At 66.0% G+C, this 21,118-nt stretch carries 16 protein-coding genes; 5 read left to right on the forward strand and 11 right to left on the reverse strand.

The annotated features are described in order from the left end of the window. The first annotated feature begins 196 nt into the window (after positions 1-196). Genes KF886_04480 through KF886_04495 form a run of 4 tightly spaced genes read left to right on the forward strand, consistent with a single transcriptional unit; the run spans position 197 to position 6,549 of the window. Complete coding sequence (locus tag KF886_04480) at positions 197-835, forward strand: CerR family C-terminal domain-containing protein (GenBank protein MBX3176594.1); 639 nt, start codon at positions 197-199, stop codon at positions 833-835. Positions 836-860: 25 nt separating this feature from the next. After that, the gene (locus KF886_04485) at positions 861-2,279 is read left to right on the forward strand and encodes a TolC family protein (protein MBX3176595.1); all 1,419 of its coding nucleotides are present in this window, start codon (positions 861-863) and stop codon (positions 2,277-2,279) included. Further along, entirely contained in the window at positions 2,276-3,475 is a 1,200-nt protein-coding gene (locus tag KF886_04490) for an efflux RND transporter periplasmic adaptor subunit (GenBank protein MBX3176596.1), read from the forward strand. Before KF886_04485 ends, KF886_04490 begins: the two co-directional genes overlap by 4 nt. Then, positions 3,475-6,549 (forward strand): efflux RND transporter permease subunit, encoded by a 3,075-nt coding sequence (locus KF886_04495; GenBank protein ID MBX3176597.1) that lies wholly within the window; start codon positions 3,475-3,477, stop codon positions 6,547-6,549. Before KF886_04490 ends, KF886_04495 begins: the two co-directional genes overlap by 1 nt. 28 nt (positions 6,550-6,577) lie before the next feature. On the opposite strand, the gene clcA is transcribed toward KF886_04495, so the two are convergent. From clcA to KF886_04540, 9 genes are all read right to left on the reverse strand, one after another. Continuing rightward, a complete protein-coding gene (gene clcA / locus KF886_04500; GenBank protein ID MBX3176598.1) occupies positions 6,578-8,167 on the reverse strand; it encodes a H(+)/Cl(-) exchange transporter ClcA in 1,590 nt (529 codons plus the stop codon). Positions 8,168-8,878: 711 nt separating this feature from the next. Next, a complete protein-coding gene (locus KF886_04505) occupies positions 8,879-9,646 on the reverse strand; it encodes a DUF1559 domain-containing protein (GenBank protein ID MBX3176599.1) in 768 nt (255 codons plus the stop codon). After that, the gene (locus KF886_04510; protein ID MBX3176600.1) at positions 9,643-10,083 is read right to left on the reverse strand and encodes a hypothetical protein; all 441 of its coding nucleotides are present in this window, start codon (positions 10,081-10,083) and stop codon (positions 9,643-9,645) included. The genes KF886_04505 and KF886_04510 overlap by 4 nt, the downstream gene beginning before the upstream one ends. After that, positions 10,080-10,637 (reverse strand): type II secretion system protein, encoded by a 558-nt coding sequence (locus KF886_04515; protein ID MBX3176601.1) that lies wholly within the window; start codon positions 10,635-10,637, stop codon positions 10,080-10,082. The genes KF886_04510 and KF886_04515 overlap by 4 nt, the downstream gene beginning before the upstream one ends. After that, entirely contained in the window at positions 10,634-11,038 is a 405-nt protein-coding gene (locus KF886_04520) for a type II secretion system protein (GenBank protein MBX3176602.1), read from the reverse strand. Before KF886_04520 ends, KF886_04515 begins: the two co-directional genes overlap by 4 nt. A gap of 10 nt (positions 11,039-11,048) precedes the next feature. Beyond that, positions 11,049-12,545, reverse strand: a complete 1,497-nt coding sequence (locus tag KF886_04525) for a type II secretion system F family protein (protein ID MBX3176603.1) — start codon at positions 12,543-12,545, stop codon at positions 11,049-11,051. A 2-nt stretch (positions 12,546-12,547) separates the two neighbouring features. Beyond that, positions 12,548-13,765, reverse strand: a complete 1,218-nt coding sequence (locus KF886_04530) for a type II secretion system F family protein (protein MBX3176604.1) — start codon at positions 13,763-13,765, stop codon at positions 12,548-12,550. Between the two features lie 191 nt (positions 13,766-13,956). Beyond that, a complete protein-coding gene (locus KF886_04535; GenBank protein MBX3176605.1) occupies positions 13,957-15,210 on the reverse strand; it encodes a type II secretion system F family protein in 1,254 nt (417 codons plus the stop codon). A gap of 146 nt (positions 15,211-15,356) precedes the next feature. Next, on the reverse strand, positions 15,357-16,577 hold the full coding sequence (locus KF886_04540; GenBank protein ID MBX3176606.1) for a type II secretion system F family protein: 1,221 nt from the start codon (positions 16,575-16,577) through the stop codon (positions 15,357-15,359). A 278-nt stretch (positions 16,578-16,855) separates the two neighbouring features. Between KF886_04540 and folD the strand changes: the two genes are divergently transcribed. Then, positions 16,856-17,749 carry a bifunctional methylenetetrahydrofolate dehydrogenase/methenyltetrahydrofolate cyclohydrolase FolD gene (folD, locus tag KF886_04545; GenBank protein MBX3176607.1) on the forward strand — a complete coding sequence of 298 codons (894 nt, stop codon included), beginning with the start codon at positions 16,856-16,858 and terminating at the stop codon, positions 17,747-17,749. A 471-nt stretch (positions 17,750-18,220) separates the two neighbouring features. Here folD and KF886_04550 read toward each other — a convergent pair whose 3' ends face one another. Further along, positions 18,221-18,790: a transposase gene (locus KF886_04550; GenBank protein MBX3176608.1), complete on the reverse strand. Its 570-nt coding sequence runs from the start codon at positions 18,788-18,790 to the stop codon at positions 18,221-18,223. 350 nt (positions 18,791-19,140) lie between these two features. After that, positions 19,141-20,952 (reverse strand): DUF4034 domain-containing protein, encoded by a 1,812-nt coding sequence (locus tag KF886_04555; GenBank protein MBX3176609.1) that lies wholly within the window; start codon positions 20,950-20,952, stop codon positions 19,141-19,143. Positions 20,953-21,118: the final 166 nt, after the last annotated feature.

Here is a 21,118-nt window from a genome sequence, read left to right on the forward strand (position 1 = left end):
GCTGGCGCTAACTGGGAATGCGCCCGCTCCTTTGGCTGGGCGCCCGGTGGCTTCGCGGGGGGGCTCTGGAGCGGGCACCCGTCCCTTGTCGGCGGCTTTCGAATTCAATCAATCGATTGACATAATCGTCGCCGCGCGGTATAGTGCCTGTAGACGTGTCCGGCGCTTCCGCCGGGCCCGGGGGAACTACAACGCCATGACTCAGGACCCGCCCGACACGCGCGCCGCGCTGCTCCAGGCCGCGGGGGAGCTGTTCGCCGAGTTCGGCTATGACGGGGCCAGCACGCGCGCCATTGCCCGGCGGGCGAACACCAACATGGCGTCGATCGCGTACCACTTCGGCGGCAAGGAGCCGCTCTACCTGGAAGCACTCCAGCGGGTGCTGGAATCCCAGTGCACGTGGGGCCAGATGCTGGAGGCCGCGCGCGCGCTGACCGAATCGGGGACGCCGGTGGCGGATGCGCTCGAAAGCACCCTCCGGCAGCGCCTGGAGGAAATTCTCAGCGGGAGACACCCGGTCTGGGAGACGCAATTGCTCCTGCGCGCCCTGCTCGAGCCTTCGCCCGCCGCGCGCGCTTTGCTTCGCGATGTTTTTGAGCCGCAGATGGGGCAGATCATCGCGGTGGCGCGCGCGTGGAATCCGGCCCTGACGGAAGACGAGGCGAAACGCTGGGGCAACGCGCTGTTCGGGCAGGAAGTGGTGTATGCGCTCGCCCGCAACGTAATTCTCGATGTCGAACGCTGGGATGCGTACCCCGCGACGTACCTGGACGATGTGGCCCGTTACAGCGCCCGCCTGATGGCCGGCGCCCTGTGGCCGGAGCGCTTCGACTAGTTTCATACCCTGAAGGAGATCGGCCATGGCCCGTGCGACTGCAAACTCGCGAGGCCGGTCCCTTTTCCTTTCAGTCTTCGCGGCCATCGCGCTGATCCCCTGGGCGGGTTGCGCCACGCTCGCACCGCGCGCGCGGGAAGCGCAGGCCGCGGAACTCCTGACCGATCTCGAGGCGCGCACGGCCGCGGCCCTTCCCGATGAAAGGCCGCTGGCGCTCCACGACTGCATCGGCATCGCGCTCGAACACAACCTGGCGATCCGGGCGGCCGCCATCGACGCGGCCCTGGCGCGGCTGGACGTCAACGTCGCGTTCGCCGATTTTCTCCCGCGCGTGGCCGCGAGCGCGAACCTGACGGCGTGGAGCGAGCAGCCGTCGAGCAACATCGGCGGGTTCATCCAGGCGCCGATGCACGATCGCACGCTGCGGCAATACAGCGTCGACGCGCAGCTCCCGGTGTTTGTCCCCGCGACGTGGTTCGCCTACGCGATGCGGCGCCAGGGGGCGGCGGCGGGCCTGCTGGCGGAGGAACTGGCGCGCCAGGCGGTAGTGCTGGACGTGACCTCGCGCTATTTCGAAGCGCTCACCCGCGAAGCCGAGGCCGAGGCGCTCCACAGCCAGGTGGCGGCGGCCCGCGCGTTCGCATCGGAGATCGGCGCGATGCATGCGGAAGGCCTGGTGCTGGACTGGGAACGCGACGGCGCGCTGGCGAATGTGCGGGCGTTGGAAACGCGGCTGCTGGAACGCCAGGGGCTGGCGGGACTGGCCCGCGCGGCCCTGCTGGAGGCGATGGGGCTGGATCCGGCCGCGCCCGTCACGCTGGCGTCCGCGCCGGCGCCAGATTCCGTATTGGCGCCCGTGGAGGAACTCATGTACCGGGCGCTTCTGGCCCACCCCGCGCTGCACCTTGCCGATCGTCAGGCCGCGATGGCGGAAGCGCGGGTCAAGCAGGCTATTGCGGCCTTCCTGCCCGCGGTGTCGGCGTTCGCGTCGCTTTCCGGCACCTCCAACAGCACGAGCCTGCCCGGGCGCACGCTCTACGGCGGCGTCGGGGGTGTGCTGAGCCTGTTCGACGGTTTCGCCAATGTGCAGGAGTACCGGATGGCGCGAATGCGGTCTGAAAAAGCCTATGTCGAGCGCGAAGCGCAATCGCTGGCGATCCTGCTGCGCGTGCTCGGAAGCCACCTGAATGTGCAACTCGCCCGCGCGTGGCACGAGGTTGCCGCGGACGCGCTGGCGGTCGAGGAAGCGCGCCTGGAGGCGGTGCGCGCGCGGGCGGCGGAGGGGCTCGTCCTGCCTTCGGAACAACTCGGCGCCCTGGCGGATCGCGACGCGGCCCGCCTCGACGTTACCCGTACGCTGTACCGGCGTCTCTTGAGCGAGGCGATGCTCCGCCACGCGACCGGGGCGCCGTGGACCCCTGAACCAGGAGGCGATGGCGCATGAAAAGAAAGTCGCTGGGACTATTCGCGATGCTGCTGGCCGCACTGGCCACCCTGTTGTTCGCGCGCTACCTGCCCGGGGCGGGCCCGGGTGAGAACGGGGCATCCTCCGCCGGCGCGGAGGCGCGCGTACACGCCGTGCGGACCATGCCGACGGCGCGGCGCGTTTTTGAGACGTCGGTCGCCACGCAGGGAAACATCACGGCGAAAACCTTCGCGGATGTGCCCGCGCGGGTTTTCGGCCCGCTGGACGCGGTGTTTGTGGACGAGGGCGATCCCGTGGAAGCGGGTAAGACGGTGCTGTTCCAGGTGGATCGGGAGAACCTGGCGCGCGCCGCGCGCATCGCCGAGCAGGACCTGGCGGTCGCCCGGCATGCCGAGACGGAGGCGGCCGCGAACCTGGAGCGAGTTCAGGCGGACCTGGACAAAGCGACGCTCGATTTCGAGCGCTTTCAGCGCCTGGTCGCCAGCCAGGCGGCGACACGCGAGACCCTGGAGCAGATGGAGTCCCGCTATCGCCAGAGCGAAGCGATGCGGAAGCACGCCGAGGCCGTGGTGGCGCTGTCGCGCGAGCGAAGCGTGCAGGCGGAAATCGCGCTGGAAATCGCGCGGAAGAACCTGAACGACTCCGCGGTCACGGCCCCCATCGGCGGTGTGGTTACGCAGCGCATGTCGGAGCCGGGCGAGATCGCGGAACCGGGAAAGCCGGTGGTGCGGATTGAAGATACCGGCGCGCTCGAGGTGTCGGCGTTTCTGCCGGCGGCGCACTATGCCGCCATCGTCCCCGGGACGTCAACCTTGCGGGTGGCCGTGGGCGTGATCGACGCGGGCGAACATCCGGTTTCGTACAAGAGCCCGACGATCGATCCCGCCCTGCGCACCTTTGAGGTGCGTTGCGTGCTTTCGCCGCCGCCCGAAGGGGTCGCGCCGGGCGCGATGGCGCAGGTGTCCGCGCCGCTGGCGCGCGAGGAGGCGATCGGTGTCCCGCGCGATGCGATACAGACGCGCGACGGCCAGCCCGTGGTTTTTGTTGTGGACGGCGATCTTGCGCGCCAGGTGGCGGTCACCCCCGGAACGACCAGCGATGGCTGGATCGCGGTCTCGGGCGGCGCGCTCGCCGAGGGGGCGCCGGTCGTTGTCGCCGGGCAGGACATGCTCGATGACGGCAATGCGGTGAGCGTGGCGGAAGGGGGCGGCTGATGTTTCTCTCGAACGCCGCCGTCCGCCGCCCCGTGGCGATGGGATGCCTCTTCATCGGCCTGGCGCTGCTGGGGATCAACGCCTATCGAAAGATGGGCCTGGAGATGCTGCCCAAGGTCGATATTCCGTATGTGACCATCATCACGGTGTATCCGGGCGCGACGCCGGAGGAGATCGAGACCGAGATCGCGCGCCGGATTGAAGACGAGGTGGTCTCCATTTCCGGGCTGAAGCATGTGAACTCCACGGCGATGGAGGACATGTGCCAGAACCTGCTCGAATTCGACCTGGATGTCGATGTCGACATTGCGGCGATGGACGTCCGCGAGAAGCTGGACCTGATCCGCGCCGATCTTCCCGAGGGGGCGGAAGATCCCAAGGTGCTGAAGTTCGATATCAACGCCACGCCGATATTGACGCTCGCGCTGGCGGGATCGGTCCCGCTGGACGAGCTCTACGACTACGCGGACAACGAATTGAAGGACCGCCTGACCGTGACGCCGGGCGTGGCGAATGTGGATCTGATCGGGGGGAGCAAGCGCGAGGTGCACATCGCCATCGACCGCGACCGGCTGGCCGCGCGCGGTCTGACCTCGCTCGATGTGGTGCGCGCAATTCAGAACGGGGTCCGCACGATACCCTCGGGCCGAATCCGCGCGGGCGGGACCGAGTACGCCGTAAAGTTTGACGCGGACTTCAGCGAAATCGCGCCGATTGGCGATATCGAAGTCGCGGGGCGGGACGGGCGGCGCTGCTACGTCCGGGATGTGGCGGAGGTCCGGATGGCGTCGGCCGAAGTGCGGCAGGCGGCCTTCATTGATGGGAGCCCGGCGGTCGCGATCAAGGTGGTGAAGAAGGCCGAAGCGAATGCGGTGAAGGTCGTGGACGAACTTTCCAGGACCATCGAATCGATCCGCGCGGACCTGCCGGGCGGCATGGATCTCGTCTGGGTCACGGATGATCGCGCGTTTACCGCGGCCATGGTGCGCAGCGCGTGGACCGACGTGGGGCAGGGCATCCTGCTGACCGCGCTGATTCTCTTTCTCTTTCTCCACGATTTCCGGACCACGGTCGTGGTCTCGATCACGATGCCGCTTACGATTTTGATCGGGCTGTTCTTCATGCACCTGGCCGGCCTGACCCTGAATGCCCCCACCCTGCTCTCGATCGGCATGTCGGTGGGGATTCTGGTGACCAACGCCATCGTCGTGCTGGAGGCCATCGCCTCCCACCTGGAGCGGGGCAGCCCCCCCAACGAAGCCGCGCGGCGCGGGGCCGCCGACGCCTTTACCGCGGTGCTCGCGAGCGCGGGCACCAATGTGGTCGTCCTGCTTCCCATCGCGGCGCTGCCCGGACTTTTCGGGCTGTTCATAAGGTCCTTCGCGGTGACCATGATCATCGTCACGCTGGTCTCGCTGTTCATGTGCTTCACGCTCACGCCATTGCTTTGCGCCATCCTGCTGAAGCCGCGCGCCGCCGATCGCCGGGGCCCGATCGCGGCGTTCGAACGGGGTTGGGATCGCGCGCTCGGCGGCATTACCGGGGCGTATCGCCGCATGCTGAACTTCCTGGAGCGGCATCGGGCGGCCGCCTTGGGGCTGATCGCCGCGATCGCGTTGCTCTTCGCACACAGCCTCTACACGGCGGGCCAGCTCGGATCGTCGATGATGGCCACCGTCGACCGGGGGGAAGTTTCGGTCCGCGTCGAGTTTCCGACGCGCTACGACCTGCCGCGCACCGTGGCGGAGCTTCGCGCTCTTGAAACGCGCCTGGACGGCCTGCCGAACCTGCGGCACATCCTGACGACCGCCGGGAAGGTGGAAGGCGTGGTCGGCCAGACCTCGGAGGGCGTGTACCTCGCCCAGATGCTGCTCCGGTTCAATGAGCGGACGGAACGCGCCGAGAGCATCCACGATCTGGCCAGCATGGCCCGCGAAAGCCTGAAGGGCGTACCCGGCGCGATTATCACGGTGAGCGTCCCGGCGAGCGGCGGCCAGGGCGCGGATCTGGAATTCGAGATTGCGGGGCCGGACCTCGAGACGCTCAACCGGCTCGCGCTGGCGGCCCGGGATACGGCGCGCGGCATTCCGGGCATCCTCGATCCGGACACGACGGTCCGCGCGGGGAAGCCCGAGCTGCGCGTGCGCCCGGACCGCGCGGTGCTTGCGGATCTGGGCTTTGCCCCGGCGAACCTTGGTGCGGCGCTGCGCGCGAATATTGAGGGGCTCACCGCCGGCGTGTTCAAGCAACGCGGGCGCAGTTACGACCTGGTCGTCAAGATGGATCCCCGGGAAGGGCGCGACCAGGTGCGCGATTTCCTGTTTCCGGGGGCGCCCGGGATGCCGGTTACGCTCGAGGGGCTGGGCCGGATCGAAGAGCGCGAGACACCGGTGCAGATCCCCCGCACCGACAAGCAGCGCGTGGCCCGCGTTTATGTCAATCTGGCCCGCGAGCTTCCGCTGGGCACGGCGGCGGCCGAACTGCTGAAGCGGTTCGAGGAACGCGCGCCGCTGCCGCCCGGATACAGCACCCGGTTCCCGGGCAACTACGAGATCATGGCGGAGGCGATGGCGGCGTTGGCGGAAGCCGGTATTATCGCCCTCGTACTCGTTGCCCTGGCGCTCGCCGCCATCCTGGAATCGTTCCGGCAGCCCGTACTCATCCTGGTTACCTTGCCGCTCGCCCTGATCGGGGTTGTCTACGGGCTCTACCTGGGCGGGTACAGCATGGGGATTTTCGTGATGATGAGCGCCGTGATGCTGATAGGCATTGTGGTGAACAACGCGATCCTGATCATGGACCAGCTCAACGTGCTTGTCGCGCGCGGGGAGCGTCGGCACCAGGCCATGGCCGCCGCCGCGAGCGACCGCTTCCGCGCGATCGCCATGATCACGCTGGCGGCGGTGCTGGGCATGCTGCCCCTGGCGCTCGGGCGCGGGATCGGCGCCGAGATGCGCAACGACGTGGGGCTGGCGTCGGCCGGCGGCATTCTGGTGTCCGGCATTTTGACGCTGCTCGTGATTCCCGTGCTCTACAACCTGATGACGCGGCGCGGGCCGGCGGGCGGTTCGTAGCGGCGGTTGCGGCGGTGTGTGCGGGCGTTCAGGCCTTGCTGAGGGGCAGGAGCCGGGCCACCGCCTCGCCCGCGCCGGCGCCGCTGAGCACGGCGGTGATGTGGTCGCCCCGGTGGAGCACGGTGTCGCCGTTGGGCAGGAGATCGTTGCCCTGGCGGGTAATGGTGACGAAGAGGCAGCGCGCGGGGAGCGGGAGCTCCTTGATCGCGTGGCCGTCCATCGCGGAGCCCTCCTGGACGACGAATTCGAGGAGCACCGGCTCGCGGTGCGCGGGGACGTCCGGCTGGCGCCGGTTGGTGTCGGCCTCCAGCAGGGCATCGTAGATCGGGGGCACGCGGAGCCGCTCCGCGACCATCATCGCGAAGAGCGACGCGGTGATGAGCGGCAGCAGCTGGTGGAAATCACCGGTCATTTCGAGGACGAGCACGATGCCGGTGATGGGCGCGCGCACGACGGCGGCGAAAAAGGCCGCCATGCCGATGGCGACGAAGCTCTCGGGGATGGGCGCGAGATCGGGTAGAAAGCCGGTCACGGCGATGCCGGTGATCATGCCGAGGCTGGCGCCCATCACGAGCATGGGCGCGAAGATGCCCCCCGGGACGCCGGCCGCGTAGCAGAGCACAGTCAGCAGGAACTTGCCGGCGAAGAGTACCGCGAGAAAGCCCATGAACTCGACGCCGGAAGCGCCGCCGTGCAGCAGGAGCTTGGTGACTTCGTGGCCGCCGCCGGCGATCTCGGGAAGCCACCACGCGGCGAGGCCCACGAGCAGGCCCACGGCGCCGGCGCGCTTCCAGGCGGGGATGGATCCGGGGCCGCTGGTGTATCGCTGGAGCAGCAGCAGCGAGCGCGAAAAGCCGCTCCCGAAGAAGCCCGCCAGCACGCCAATGGCCACGCAGATGGGCAGCGAGGCCAGCGGCGCGGCGGGGAACCCGGAGGCGTCGAACACGTTGCCGCTGCCCCAGAAGTGCGCGCCCACGATATTCGCCACCACGGCGGCGATGAGCGCCATGACGTAGGTCAGTGTGGAGAACTCGCGCTGGAGCTCCTCGATCGTGAAGATGAAGCCGGCCAGGGGCGCGTGGAAGGCCGCCGCAAGCCCGGCCCCCGCGCCGCACGCCATCAGGCGGGGGGCCGCTTTCGCGGGGACGCGCAACGTATCGGCGAGGAGCTTGCCGACGGCCGCGCCCATCTGCACGGTGGGGCCCTCGCGCCCCATCGAGAAGCCCGATCCGATCGCGAGCACGCCGCCCAGAAACTTCACCGGCAGGACCCGCCACCATCGCATCTCGCCTGCGTGCGCCAGGGCGCCCTTGACGTGGGGAATGCCGCTGCCGGCCGCCTCCGGCGCGAAGCGGGAGGTCATCCAGCCGGCGAGGGCGCCCAGCAAGCCGCCGGCGAGCATGGGTACGACCCAGCCGATGCCGGGATGCGTGGCGTGCAGCGTCTCCACGGTAAGCATGCGCGCGGTCTCAGCGACCACGAGGGCCTGTTGAAACAACAGCGCGACCGCGCCGGCGAGCAGGCCGACCAGCGCCGCGCGAAAATACTGGTTGCGCCGGCGGTCGCGCATGACGTGCCAGCTCTGCAAGTTCTTCGATTGTTCCAACGCCTGGCTCACCGTGTTTGTATTCAATGGGGTTCGGGAGCAAAAGATTTGGCCGGGAAACGTCCGGGAGTTGGGAGTGTACGCTATTTGGGGCGCTGGATGACAGTTTGGGCGGTTGGGGCCAGTGCAATCTCATTTAAACTTCCAACTCGAGCCGAGCGCCATTTGAATCATCTTCAATGTTATAAAGGGCGCTTGTTGGAGCGCTGGCATTTCGCCCGCGGCGAATCCCTGACCTTGCCGGCAGAGATGCCGGCGCTCCAACACGCGCACTTTCGTTGATTCAAGGCTCTATATCGAGTCAATTTTACGCCCATATACCGAGATCGAGAATAAACGCGATTGCCCTGGCGTTGCGCCGGAGGCGTAGCCGCGCGCGGGAGGTGGTTCCGGTGACGATGGGTAGCGTTGCTCCAGGCACACGAACGCGCTAGGGCGCGATCGCGTGGCACGGGATGTGGGCTGGTCTGGCGGGGAGCACGGTGTCGTGGGGTCGGGAGACGTTGCCGGATCAGGCAGGATGCCCAACCTCCTGTTGAGCCGCTCGTGCGGGGTGTTGTTGGCGGAATTGGGTGTGCGTTGCTCCAGGCACACGAACGCGCTGGGGCGCGATCGCGGGGCACGGGGTGTGGGCTGTTCTGGCGGGGAGCACGGTGTCGTGGGGTCGGGAGACGTTGCCGGATCAGGCAGGATGCCTAACCTCCTGTTGAGCGGCGCTTCGGTTCACCGCCCCAGGCCGAATTCGGCCATTCCTCCCTCCTGCGCTTCCGCCGCTTCGTCGCGCAGTATGTCCATGGGGCGGTCGTGGGGGATATCCGGCAGGGCGATGGGGAAGTTGTTGTCGTGCCAATCCGGGATGAGCAGGAACTCTACCGTGCCGTCCATGAAGAGCACGTTGCCTCCGCTGGGCACGTGGTTCGTGGAGGAGACGAGGTAGGTGTTGCCGGTATCCTCGGCGTGCTGAATGGTGATGTCCCAGAGGATCGGAATCCGCGGGATCGGGCGGCTTGGGTGGGGATAGGCCAGGGGGGCTTTTGTGTAGGCGCCGAGATAGTCGTAGCTCGCGCGGACGCTCGGGCTTTCCGGGCCGGCGGCGCCGGAACTCCTGGATCCGCCGTCCTTCCGGCCGCCGTCCAGTATCGCGGTCCAGACGATCGGTTCACCGGAATCCGATTCCAGCTGCGGCGGTTGCGTGTCCGACGGGCAGAAGAAAATCCCGTCCTCGGCCACGTACTCGCCACGGAGATCCAGCAGCGCGTCCGCGTTGCCGCCGCCCCCGCTCCAGGGAAGCTGGTAGTCGTGCTCTTCGGCGTACATCCGCAACGCGAGCCCGAGCTGGACCAGGTTGTTCATGCAGCTCGCGCGCCGGGCCGCCTCCCGCGCGCGGGCCAGGGCGGGCAGCAGGATGGCCGCGAGGATGCCGATCACGCCGATGACCACCAGCAACTCGATCAGGGTGAAGCCCCTGGACGTGCGATTGTTGCGGTTCATGGCTGCGCTCCCTCGGCGGGTTCCAGGGCATAGGTAACGAGTCGCCCGCCCGTGACTGCAACGCGCGCGCGCAGCGTGACCTGCCCACTCTTCGGATCACCCGCGTCGAGCTGCGCCCCGGACGTCACCCGGAACGCGCCCGGGGTGTCGCCCGGTGTAATCTGGACTGTATACACGCCCGCGCCGAGCGGAACGCGATCCAGGACCGTCTCCGCCGCGCCACCGTCCCGCAGGAGCGCCAGGGCGTGGTCGATGCCCGCTTCCGCGATCTGGTGCGCCTGTTCCTGGCGCCAGGCGCGGTGTTCGCCCGCGAGATTGATGTGAATCTGCCGCCACAGCACGGCCGTGCCGAGGCTGAGCACGAATAGCACAACCAGCGCGAAGATCATGGCGCTGCCGCGCTGTGATCGCGTATTTCCTTTACCTTGCCGTCTCATGGCGTCGTCCCCCGCGGCGTCGCCGCTGTCCGGTGCATCCGGAAGCCGCGATCGCGCTCTCCGGACTCCGGTTTTACCTGTATTTCCATATGCACCACCGGGCGCGCGCCGCTCTCGTCCACCTCAAACCGGAGATGGGCCAGCGGCTGCGCGCGGAACTGCAGGAAATCGCTCTCCAGCCCGGAATCGCCGTTGCGCAGGCGCAACACCCCGAAATGATCGCCGCCGTCCTCGCCCAGCTTGCCCAGCACGGCATAGTCGTAGCCCCAGCTCGGCGGCATGGCCAGGACGAGGGTGTCCTCGCCGGTCGTGTAGCTTCCGGCCGACACCGCGACGCCCGACGCCCGCCGGGTATAGGTGGTGAAGGCCTCCTGCACATCGCGCACCCCGGCGAGGCGGTCGAGGCTCAACGCCGCCGTGGCGGAGAGGCGCGCGCCGGTCATCAGCAGGCTGGCGAGGATGTTGATGGTCAACCCGAAGATGGCGACGTAGACCAGCATTTCCAGCAGGGTGAAGCCGCCGTTGGGCCGGCGCGATCGAAGGGCGGTGTTCATGGCGCGCCTCCCGCGCCGCGAGCCGCGATGCGCGTCGTTAGCGACCGCGTAATCCAGCGACCGTGGCGGCTCTGCCAGCGGAGGCTCACGGTGACATCCTTCAGGCCCGCGACCGGACCCGGCGCCACGGCGACCGAGGCTTCGGGCGCGTGCAGCACTTCTTCCGGGACCGGCGCCGTGAACGCCATGCCGTCCGAGATCGCCTCAAAAGGCTGCGCGCGCAGGGTTTCCATTTCGCTGCGCAACACGGCCGACGCGGCGTCGTATTCGCGCATCACCATGATCTGTCCGATGCCCACACTGTAGAGCTGGATCGCGCCAAAGCCCGCCACCGTGATGACGAACAGCGCGCAGGTCAGCTCCAGGAGCGTGAAGCCGCTTTCTCGATTTCGGCGTCGCATGGGTATCCTTTCACACGATCAGGCTGTCAAAAATGCTCGCCAGGGCTCCGAACGCGATCGTTTGCGCGCAGAGGGTGACGTAGCCCAGCAGGAACACGCCCAGGGGCAGCACCAGCGCCGCCAGCACCCGGATCTGGCGCTCGACCTGCCCGCGGTACAACAGGCCGACCTGTTCCAGGATTTCGGGCAGCTGGCCGGTGCGCTCGCCCGCCTCCATCAGTCCCGCGAAGGAATCTGGAATCAGGCGCCGCGAGCGCGTGCGCGCCAGGGCCTCCGCGGCGGAATCCCCCTGCTGGATGCGCGCCCGAAACTTCTGGAGCCAGGCGCGGTAGGCCGGCAGCAATTCGCTTTCCATCACCTGGCTTAGCGCGCCATCCAGCGGCACGCCCGCCCGCAGCAGGCCGTGCAGCATGGACGCGATCAGGCCGAGGTTGTGGCGCACGACCATCGCGCGCACCCAGGGGATATAGAGCACGATGGTCGAAAGGCCACGGCTGGCCCAGCTCCGGCGCCCGCGAAAGCGTGCGAGTACCCGCCAGCAGACGTAGAGCGCCAGAAACGCGAGCAGCGGGCGCGACCAGGACGCGGCGGCCTCGGTCAGGGACGCCAGCGTGTCGAAACTCGGCAGAATGATGTTCAGAAAGCCCATTGCCCCGAAACTCGGGCGATAAACGGGGCCTTCCGGATGCAATTCGGTGAGGATTTCGATCCAGACGGGCAGGACTTTCACGAGGAGGAAGCCCACAACGAGCGCCTGGGCCAGCAGGACAATCTTGATATAGAGCATGGTGAGCTTGAGTTGGCGGTGCAGCCCGAGCGAGGCGATCATGGCTTCGCTGAACTGCCCGAAAGCCCGATCCATGTTCCCCGTCGCCTCGCCCGCCTCGACCAGGTCCGCGAGGTGCTTCGGGAAGAAGCGCGGCAGCGAAGCGACGGCGTCGGAGAGGGACATGCCGCCCGAGAGCCGGTGCTCCAGCGCAAGAAACACCGCCAGGCGGCTGCTCCGGTTGAGCGCGAAGCGCCAGATCGCCCAGCCGCCCAGCAGCACGAGCATCACCGCCATGGCGATCGCGCGGCCGCTCCCCAGTCCTTCGGGCTCCAGCGCGATGCTGATCCCGAAGGCAAACATCAGCCCGGCCAGCAGCGCGTTTCGGACGACGGCGGTTGTCCGCTGCGGCGACCAGGCGGTCCGGATGCGCTGCTCCTCTTCCGCGGCCGCGGCGAGTCCGGCGGCCAGGGGCGCATTGCACCGTATGAGGCTTTGCATCTGCTCCACCACCAGCACGACGTCCCGCCGCCAGGTGCGTGCGTTCCAGTAGACCGGGCCGCGCCAGGCCGGTCGCGCGGCCATCCGGCGATAGGAGGCCGGAATAGGCAGCGGGCTCCGCACGGCCCGGGCGAACGGGCGGGACAGGCGCGCCCACCAGTACACCGGCGGATCATCGGCCCGCGCGCCGCCGCCAAACAGGCGGCCCAGATCGAAATTGGCGAGTTCTTTCCAGCGCATCGCTATAACCCGATCGAATCGCCCAGCGTGAAGATGGGCAGGTAGAGGGCGATGGCGACGAATGCGATTACCACGCCCATGGCCGCGGCAAAGGCCGGGGCCGCGAGCGCGCCGAAATAGCGATCATGCGCGGCGGCCTGGTGTTCGAAGCGTTCCGCCAGCGTTCCGAACGCCTCCTCGATGGAGCCCCGATCCTCGCTCGTGGACAGGAGCCAGCAGGCGTCGTGGCCGAAGAAGCGCGTGGCCGCGAGCGCGTCCGACAGGCGATCGCCCCCCGCCACCGCCAGCACGGCGTCTTCCAGCGCGCGCTCCAGCACCGGGCTCCCGGACGCGGCCCCGGCCAGCTCGAGCGCGTCCAGCACGGGCACGCGCGAGTCCAGCAGGAGGGTCATGATCCGGCAGAACCGCGCCTGGACCGACAGGCGCCAGAGCGGCCCGGCCCAGGGGAAATAGAGCCGGATGAGGTCCAGCCGGCAGCGGCCGGCGGGGCTCGCCCGCATCCACATGATCGCGCCCACCAGCAAGACCAGCCCCCCACAGAGCGCGGCCAGCAGGTTGCCCCACGAATGTTCAAACACCGCGCTCAGCCCCAGAAGAAACTGGGTTGGCCACGGCAATTGCCCGCCAAACTCCTTGAAAATGTCCCCGAACACGGGGACGACCTTGAGCATGATGAAGCTGATGACCGCGAAGGATATCACCCCGAGGATTGCGGGGTAGATCATCGCGATCTGGATCCGCTGCCGGACGTCGATCATCCGCGCCGCGTGCCGCGCGATCAGCGCCAGCACCCCCGGCAGGTTTCCGGACGCCTCGCCCGCGCGGACCAGCGCCGGAAACACCCGCGGAAAGCGGTCGTGCTGCCGATCGATCGCCTCGTCCAGCGCCGCGCCGCGATCCAGGTCGGCGTGGAGCTGCTCCAGCACCGGGCGCAGCCGCGGATTGCGCAGCTCCGACGCCAGCGCCTTGAGCGAGGCCGAGAGCGGCAACCCGCCCCGCACGACGGAGGCCAGCTGCTCCGTCAAGAGGTGCAGATCGTCCCACGTTAGCGCGCGCGACTCCCGCAACAGCCGCCGGTCCGGGTACGCCTCCTCCACCCCGTTCACGGTCAGGCCCCGCTCCTGAAGCTTCCGCGTGACCGCGTGCGCCGATACGGCTTCCATATTCCCCTCGACGGGGGCCCCTTCCGGGTCCAGCGCCCGGTATCTGTACATCGTCATGGATTGTTCCCTCGCGCCCGTTGCGGGCTGTAAGGGTAATGGCGGATTGGAGGAGGAACGATCACTGTGGGCCTCGACAGATTCCGGAATCCACGCGATTCCGTACGCGCCAACCCCGGTTAGCTCCCGCATTCTACTTACCCGAATCGGGGATCCTACCTCAGCGATGGACAGGCGACATGAGGCGCCGATCATGGCATTACCGCGTCCGCAGCTGCGGTTAACATCTGGAACATGGAGGCCGCCATGCTTAGTGTGATGTATCCCATAATGAAGACGCCCAGCGGAAGGACGCAGCTCACCAGTAGCTTGCGCCGGCGCTCCACCTGCCCGCGATAATTCTCCGCTATATACGCCAGGGCGCTCTCCAGCCGGCCGTGCGCCTCCCCCATGGCAAGGAGGGAGGTGAATGATCGGGGCACCGGCGTCGCGAGCCGTATTCCGGAGCAGGCATCTTTGAGTGAATCGCCGTTCAAAACCCGCTTCCGCACGCGGGCAAACCAATGGCGGTAAACCCGGTGCAAGTCCGCGTTGGCCACGGCGTCCAGCGCGCGCTCCAGCGGCACACCCGCCTGCAGCATCTGTTGCAGCATGAAAGCCGCAGTTCCCAGATTCTGCCGCGCGACCATCCCACGTATACCCGGAACCGCCAGCAACGGGGTCGCCAACTTGCGGCTCGCCCAACTCCGCCGCTGAAATTTGGGGCGAATCCAGAGCCACAGGGAAACCGACCATCCCAGAATGAAGATCAGGAAGGGGCCCTTGTATGCCAGAAAATCCGCGATAGCGACGAGTAGATTGGTCGACGGTATCGGGAACATGTGGGGTGCGGGCGATTCGGCCGTCGCGTGAACGCCGAGTTCCGCGAACAATTCATAAAACACCGGCACCACTTTCACCATAAAGAACAAAATAATGCTGATCTGGACTACAATCCCGATTCCAAAGTACCAGAGAACGCGCCTGAGCTCGCGCCCGCCCGTGTACATTGCGATGGTGTCGCTGGAGAATCTGTCTAATACGTCGTCGAGCGTACCCGTGCGCTCGCCCATTTCGGCCAAGGCGATGAGATTGCGGGGGAAAAATCGTGGCAGCCGGTTCATGGCCTCCGAGAGCGTATGGCCGGACTCCACGTGCGACTGGAGCGCGGTAAAAACCGCCGCTGGTTTGTGGCGCTGCCGGATGACGTTGATCATTAGCCAGGCGGCAATGACAACGCCAGGAATCAGCTCCGGCAGGGCCTCAGCACCTTCCTGGCAGATCGAGTCCAACGCACCGAGCATCGCCAACAACATCAGAATACCCAGACCGGCCAACTTACATATCCGCGCTATGCGTTGGGGGGAGAAGCCGGTGTCGGCTACGAGGTAATCTTGCGCGGCGGCGGCAAAAGCCGGACTGAGAGGCACATTGGCTTTCACGCTCACACGTATTTGTTCGAGCACCAGAAGTAAGTCCTGGCGCCAGTGCCGTGCCGTCAGGTATTTTGGCCCCTTCCAGTTCGGCCTGTTCGCCCGGCGGCGCACGTAACGGGGATATGGGCGGTCGGTTGGCCGCCCGTAAACCGGAGATCGCCGGAGGGGTGGCGCCATTAGTTGCCCCCGATCTGATCGCCCAGGTCGAAAATTGGAAGGTACATGGCCAACACAATGAATCCTACAGCCGCGCCGGCTAACACAGTAATCGCGGGGGTGACCAACGAGCCGAGCATGTCCTCCCGAGCGCGCAAGCTACGCTCGGCATTTTCGGCCAGATTCCCCAGCGCGTCTTCCACCTGATCGCGTTCTTCGGCGGTACCCAGGAGCCAGTAGAAGCTTGGGCTGAAAAAGGCGGTTTGGCGCAGCGCGTCCACCAGCCGGCCGCCTTCCGATATCGCACTTGCGGCCCGCTCGATGCCCCGCTCCAGCACAGCGCTACCTGATGCCGCGCCAGCCAGGGTCAGGGCGTCGATCATGGGGATCCGCGCCGATAAGAGCAGGGCTAATGTACGGCAGAATCGGGCCTGTACCAGATTCTGGTACGCCATCCCAGCGCCCGGAATGTAAAGCAGGCACGTATCGAACATATGGCGCCACTCCCTCGTTCGGCGCAACGCCAGGTACAAAACGACAGCGCCCAGAGCCAGCACCGGCGCCGCGATTGTTAGAATCGGCCAGTAATTCACCAAGACTTTGGATACATAAAGCAAAAACCGGGTGGGCGCGGGCAATACGCCTCCAACCTCCGAGAAGATCTCGGCAAAAACCGGCACGACATACAGAAGTTGATAGAGAACCACACTCGCGGCACTCACAAGAAGCACCAATGGATATGCGAGGGTCGATTTGATGCGGTGCTTCATCGCCGCCATCCGGGTGGCGTGCTGCGTCATCATTTCCAGGACGCCCGCCAGATTTCCCGTCGCTTCGCCGGCTCGCATGAGCGCACCGAAAATCGGCGGGAAGCGATGCTCCTGCATGCGAAATGCTTCGTCGAGGGAACGGCCGCTCTTGAGGTCCGACTGCAATTGTTCGGTCGCCTGACGAAGGGCCGGATGGTGTATATCCGCCGCCAGCGCCGCCAGCGCCGGAACGAGGGGGTAGCCGCTGCGAAATATCGCTTCAAGCTGCTCGCTGAACAGCCGCAATTCCTCCCAGCGAAGCGCCTGGAATCCCGGTAAGTGCAATCGATTCCGCCCGACAGGCTCGACCGCTGTCACGGTGAAGCCTTCGGCCTGGAGCGACTCTATCAGTTCGAAGGGCGATGACGCTTCCGTCTCGTCGTCAACATGATGCCCCGCCGCGTTGTGAGCGCGGTAGCGATAGCGCGTCATGGAGTCTCCTGGCGGCCACTTTGGGCTATTTACTCTGCCGCACGTTGCCCATGCCTCATTCAATCCCGGATGCACGCATAATAAGACGATACTGCGGGCGAGTCAAACAAGAGCAAACGGGTTGGGTCGTATCCAGGCGCAATGTCCAAAGACTGCGGCGTTGCACCGTGCTCCGCCGCCGATTAAAATGGGGGCTTCACGATGAGGCTTGGCTCCTGGGTTATCCTACTCCCGCGAGAGCCGGTTTATTCACGCCCGAGGGAGGAAAGGCAATCACCATGGCCAGCACGCGCAAACCGAAGATTATCTCCGGCAAGGAGCTCTCCGAAGAGATCCGGGCGGAACTGAAGGTGGATGTTGAGGCCATCGCCCGCGCCGGGGTGCGGCCGGGGCTTGCGGTGGTCCTGGTGGGCGAGGATCCGGCGAGCCAGGTGTATGTCGGGAGCAAGCGCCGGACCTGCGAGGAGTTGGGGATCAACTCCTACTCCCACGACCTGCCGGCGAATTGCACCGAGAAGCGGCTGCTCGGGCTGATCGAGAAGCTGAACGCCGATCCGGACGTCCACGGCATCCTGGTGCAGATGCCCCTCCCGAAGCATATCGACGAGAAGAAGGTCATCAACGCCATCAACCCCGACAAGGACGTGGACGGCTTCCACCCGGTCAATGTCGGCAAGCTCCTCATCGGCGAGCCGGCCTTCGTCTCGTGCACGCCGGCGGGCTGCATCGAGATGCTCCTGCGCAGCGGCTACGACCCGGCCGGCAAGCATGTGGTCGTGCTGGGCCGCTCCAACATCGTGGGCAAGCCCGTCGCGGCGCTCCTCATGCAGAAGGCGGCGGGGGGCAACGCCACCGTGACCGTGTGCCACTCGCGCACGAAAAATCTGGCATCGATCACAAAGCAGGCGGACATTCTCATCGCGGCGATCGGCATTCCCCAGTTCGTGAAGGCGCGGATGGTGAAGGACGGCGTTATCGTGATCGACGTCGGCATCAACCGCATCCCCGACAAGACCAAAAAATCGGGGACCCGCCTCGTCGGCGACGTGGACTTCAAGGGGGTCAGTAAGAAGGCCCGCGCGATCACCCCGGTGCCCGGCGGCGTCGGCCTGATGACGGTCACGATGCTGATGAAGAACACCGTCGAGGCCGCGCGGCGCGTTGCGCGGTGACGGCGCGGGTTGCGCAATTTTATGGAGCGCCAGCGACCCGCTGGCCCGGTGTCGAAGACACCGGAATTCTCGCGCATGTTACTTAAGTACCGGCCAGTCTCTGAGAGGGCCGGCGATACGAAGCAATTCAATTGCGCCGGTGGCGCAAGGCCGGCGGGCCGCCGGCGCTCCATGGGACTTTCTTGCGCTGTTGGCGCAATATTATGGAGCGCCAGCGGCCCGCTGGCCCGGTGTCGAAGACACCGGAATTCTCGCGCATGTTACTTAAGTACCGGCCAGTCTCTGAGGAGGGCCGGCGATACGAAGCAATTCAATTGCGCCGGTGGCGCAAAGCCGGCGGGCCGCCGGCGCTCCATACGTATGGGGCACCCACCACGGTGCGCCTTCGAGCGGCGCTTCATACGTATGGCCGCCCACCACGGCGCGCCTTCGCCCGGCGCTCCAGAGTTTCGCGCTTCAGAATGGCTACTCTCAGCCTTCGACTCGAAATCGGTTACTGCTGTAAGGCCAATCCACGGCGAACTCTCCGAGCCCCGCGTTCACCGGGTTGTCCTCTACATAACAAATCGTATATTCCAAGTGCTCCGGACTCCGCATGTACCGGTCGAAAACTTCGCGCTGCCACACACTTCCTCGCCTGCCGATAATCTTGTTTATTCGGTGCGCGGTATAGGACTTCCACGTATGCGTTACCTCCTCAAGTGAAGGCGACTCGAACATCTCGGCGATTGCGTGAACGTGGTTGGGCATGACACACCAGGCCAGGAGTCGGTAGCGTTCGCCATCGAAGTGGCGCAGGTTGTCTTCCACCAGGGTCGCGACTTCCGGGCGACGCAGCCAGCAGGCGCCGTGCCCTTTGTCCAGGTAGTGCTCAATTCGCCGATAGCGCTCAAGCTCGTCAATCTCACCTAGCCGCTTTGCCTCTTCGATTGCATCGAGTACCGTCTTGGGCATCGAGTCGACGAGTCGGTAGGTAAGGAACTGGATCGTACCCGGTGCATCGAAGTGTGGAAGGTAGCCCCTGGAATACCAGCCGCGCATATTGATTCCCCTTTTCGTATGGCGTCGAATCAGGAACGTAGTATAGCAGACGCAAAGCGCAATTCTATGAAGCGCCGGCGGGCCGTTGGCCGGATGTCGGAGACACCGGATTTCCCGCGCATGAAGGAAATCGCGGGACTTTCAAGTGTAGACGCCGGGTGAAGCGGGTGTCCCGTTTGCGCCGATGGCGCAAGGCCGGCGGGCCGCCGGCGCTCCATAAATCAGGTATACCTTGCCTCGGGGTGGAAGCTGCATACCGCGCCGGTGGTTCCGGTGGGGCTGAATTCGCTGGCGCCGGTGAGCTTCACCCCGATCAACGCAACACGCCCACATGTATACACGCCACCCGCCTACCGGGTTATTGCGTTCTTTGCCTCGCGCAGGGCCAGTTGCGCGGACAGGGTGTCGGTCCATTCCTTCTTGTATTCCTCCGACCCCGGCGCGGGGAGGGCCGCCGCGGTGGCGCGCGCCTCTTCCAGCAGCGCCAGGGCTTCCGCCGCCTTGCCCTGCCCGTGGACGGCCATGGCGTGGAAGGCCTGGGCCAGGCTGCGAATGTAGAGGCTCTTGTCGTCGACGGCCCTGGCCAGCCAGGCGGCCGCCTCGCCGTGATTACCCAGGCGGTATTCCGCCATGCCGTGGGAAAGGTGGAACCACGGCAGGAGATCGGCCTCGCCCGCCTTCGCCGCGGCCTCCACCGCGTAGCGCGTCCGCCGGGCGGCTTCGGCCAGCAGCGCCGGATCGTGCGGCCCGGCAAACAGCAGGTAGCCCTTCACCGACCGCTCCGCGTCCGTGGCGAGGTCCGCGTCCTGGTAGCGTTCGATCAGCCAGCGGCAGTGGGCCTCCAGGCTGGCGGCGTCCCCCGCCGCCGCATGGACCACGGCGATCTTGTGGCCGTGGATGGCTTCGATGGCGTCGGGGTGGTTGGCCTTGACCGATTCGAAGGCCGAGATGGATTTGGGATAGCGCTGATCGCCCGCCAGGCGAAGGGCGTCGGCCAAATGCGATTGCGCGAACGCCTCTGTGCGCTTCCGATCGAACTCCACGATATCGCTGAACGCACTCCCCTCCGGGTAGACATTCCCCAACTTCTCGAACCAATGCGCGGCCTTGTCTGAACGGCCCGCAAGTGCCGCATATCCGGCCGCATCCCCTATGAGGTGAACATCGTCCGGCGACTGCTCGAGAAGCGCCTCGGTAGCGGCCAGATGGCTCTCATGATAACTGGGATAGTCCTTGTCCGCCTCTTCGGAACGCTGCCGCTTGGAATAGAATTCCAGCGTAGCCAGCAGCTGAAAGGCGTCGCCTTTGGCTGCGGTTTTTGCGGCCCGATCATCGGCGAGCCTCCACGAACCACCGTAGAAGGTCGGTTGTCCATAGTGTATCCAGGCCATGTGGGCGTCGTAATGATAGGGGGCAATCGCGACCGCATTTGCGAAGGAAGTATCGATTTTCTGTTGGTCCTCCCGCAGGGACGCCCAGACGCTGATCAGGCGAGCATGCGGCTCCGGGTCCTCTGGGCTCATCCTCGCCGCCGCAAGCAGGTCCGCATTGGCCTGGCGTAACTGCTCACGCGGGTCGACCCAGCCCGCACCGGCAGATACCGCTGTCAGCGGGTAGCCGTGAAACTCCCAGTAATACTTGTAACTGAAACCGCCACGGATCAGGCGGGCATGGTGTGAATCCGGGCGCGTTTCGACCCAGGCGTCCAACACTCTGAGCATGTCGATGGGATGTTCCGCCGGGGAGAGTCCACACAAACGCTCAACATGCTGGCTGTAGCGTTGAGATTCGAGCGGGGTTTCACACGCCCCGAGTTGAGCGACGAGGCGCGCCTCCACAGCGTCGAAATCCTGCTCGATGTAGAGCTTGGATCGCGTATCATCGTGGAGCGGTACGGTCTGATAGAGGTTATCCAGCTTCCGCGCCGCAATAGCCGCGTCCAATTCCCGCTGTTGCTCCTGGTAGCGCGCCTGATAACCCGCCCAGAGATCAGCGACTTCCGGTCCGTCCCTACGATCATGGACACGAAAGAATCGACCATCTACGAATAGAGATTGAATGAGGTAAGGCCCGCCAAGCACCGCCGCGAACGCAAGTATTCCAAGCACAGCAGCCGCGCCCGCCAGCCCCGCGATCAGGAACTTAACCTGGGAATCCTTCATGATTGCTTCGCCTCCACTCGCAACGGATTCTTCGATATTTATGTTTCAATACAGTCGAATACCACATCCTACACAAATCCGGGGATGTCCCGCGAGCCGCACGGTGTTAATATGTCCGAGAGCGTGTCCAGCGCCATTTCCGCATTAAACTGCGCAACCCCAGCCG

Source organism: Candidatus Hydrogenedentota bacterium (assembly GCA_019637335.1).
Lineage (GTDB): Bacteria > Hydrogenedentota > Hydrogenedentia > Hydrogenedentales > JAEUWI01 > JAEUWI01.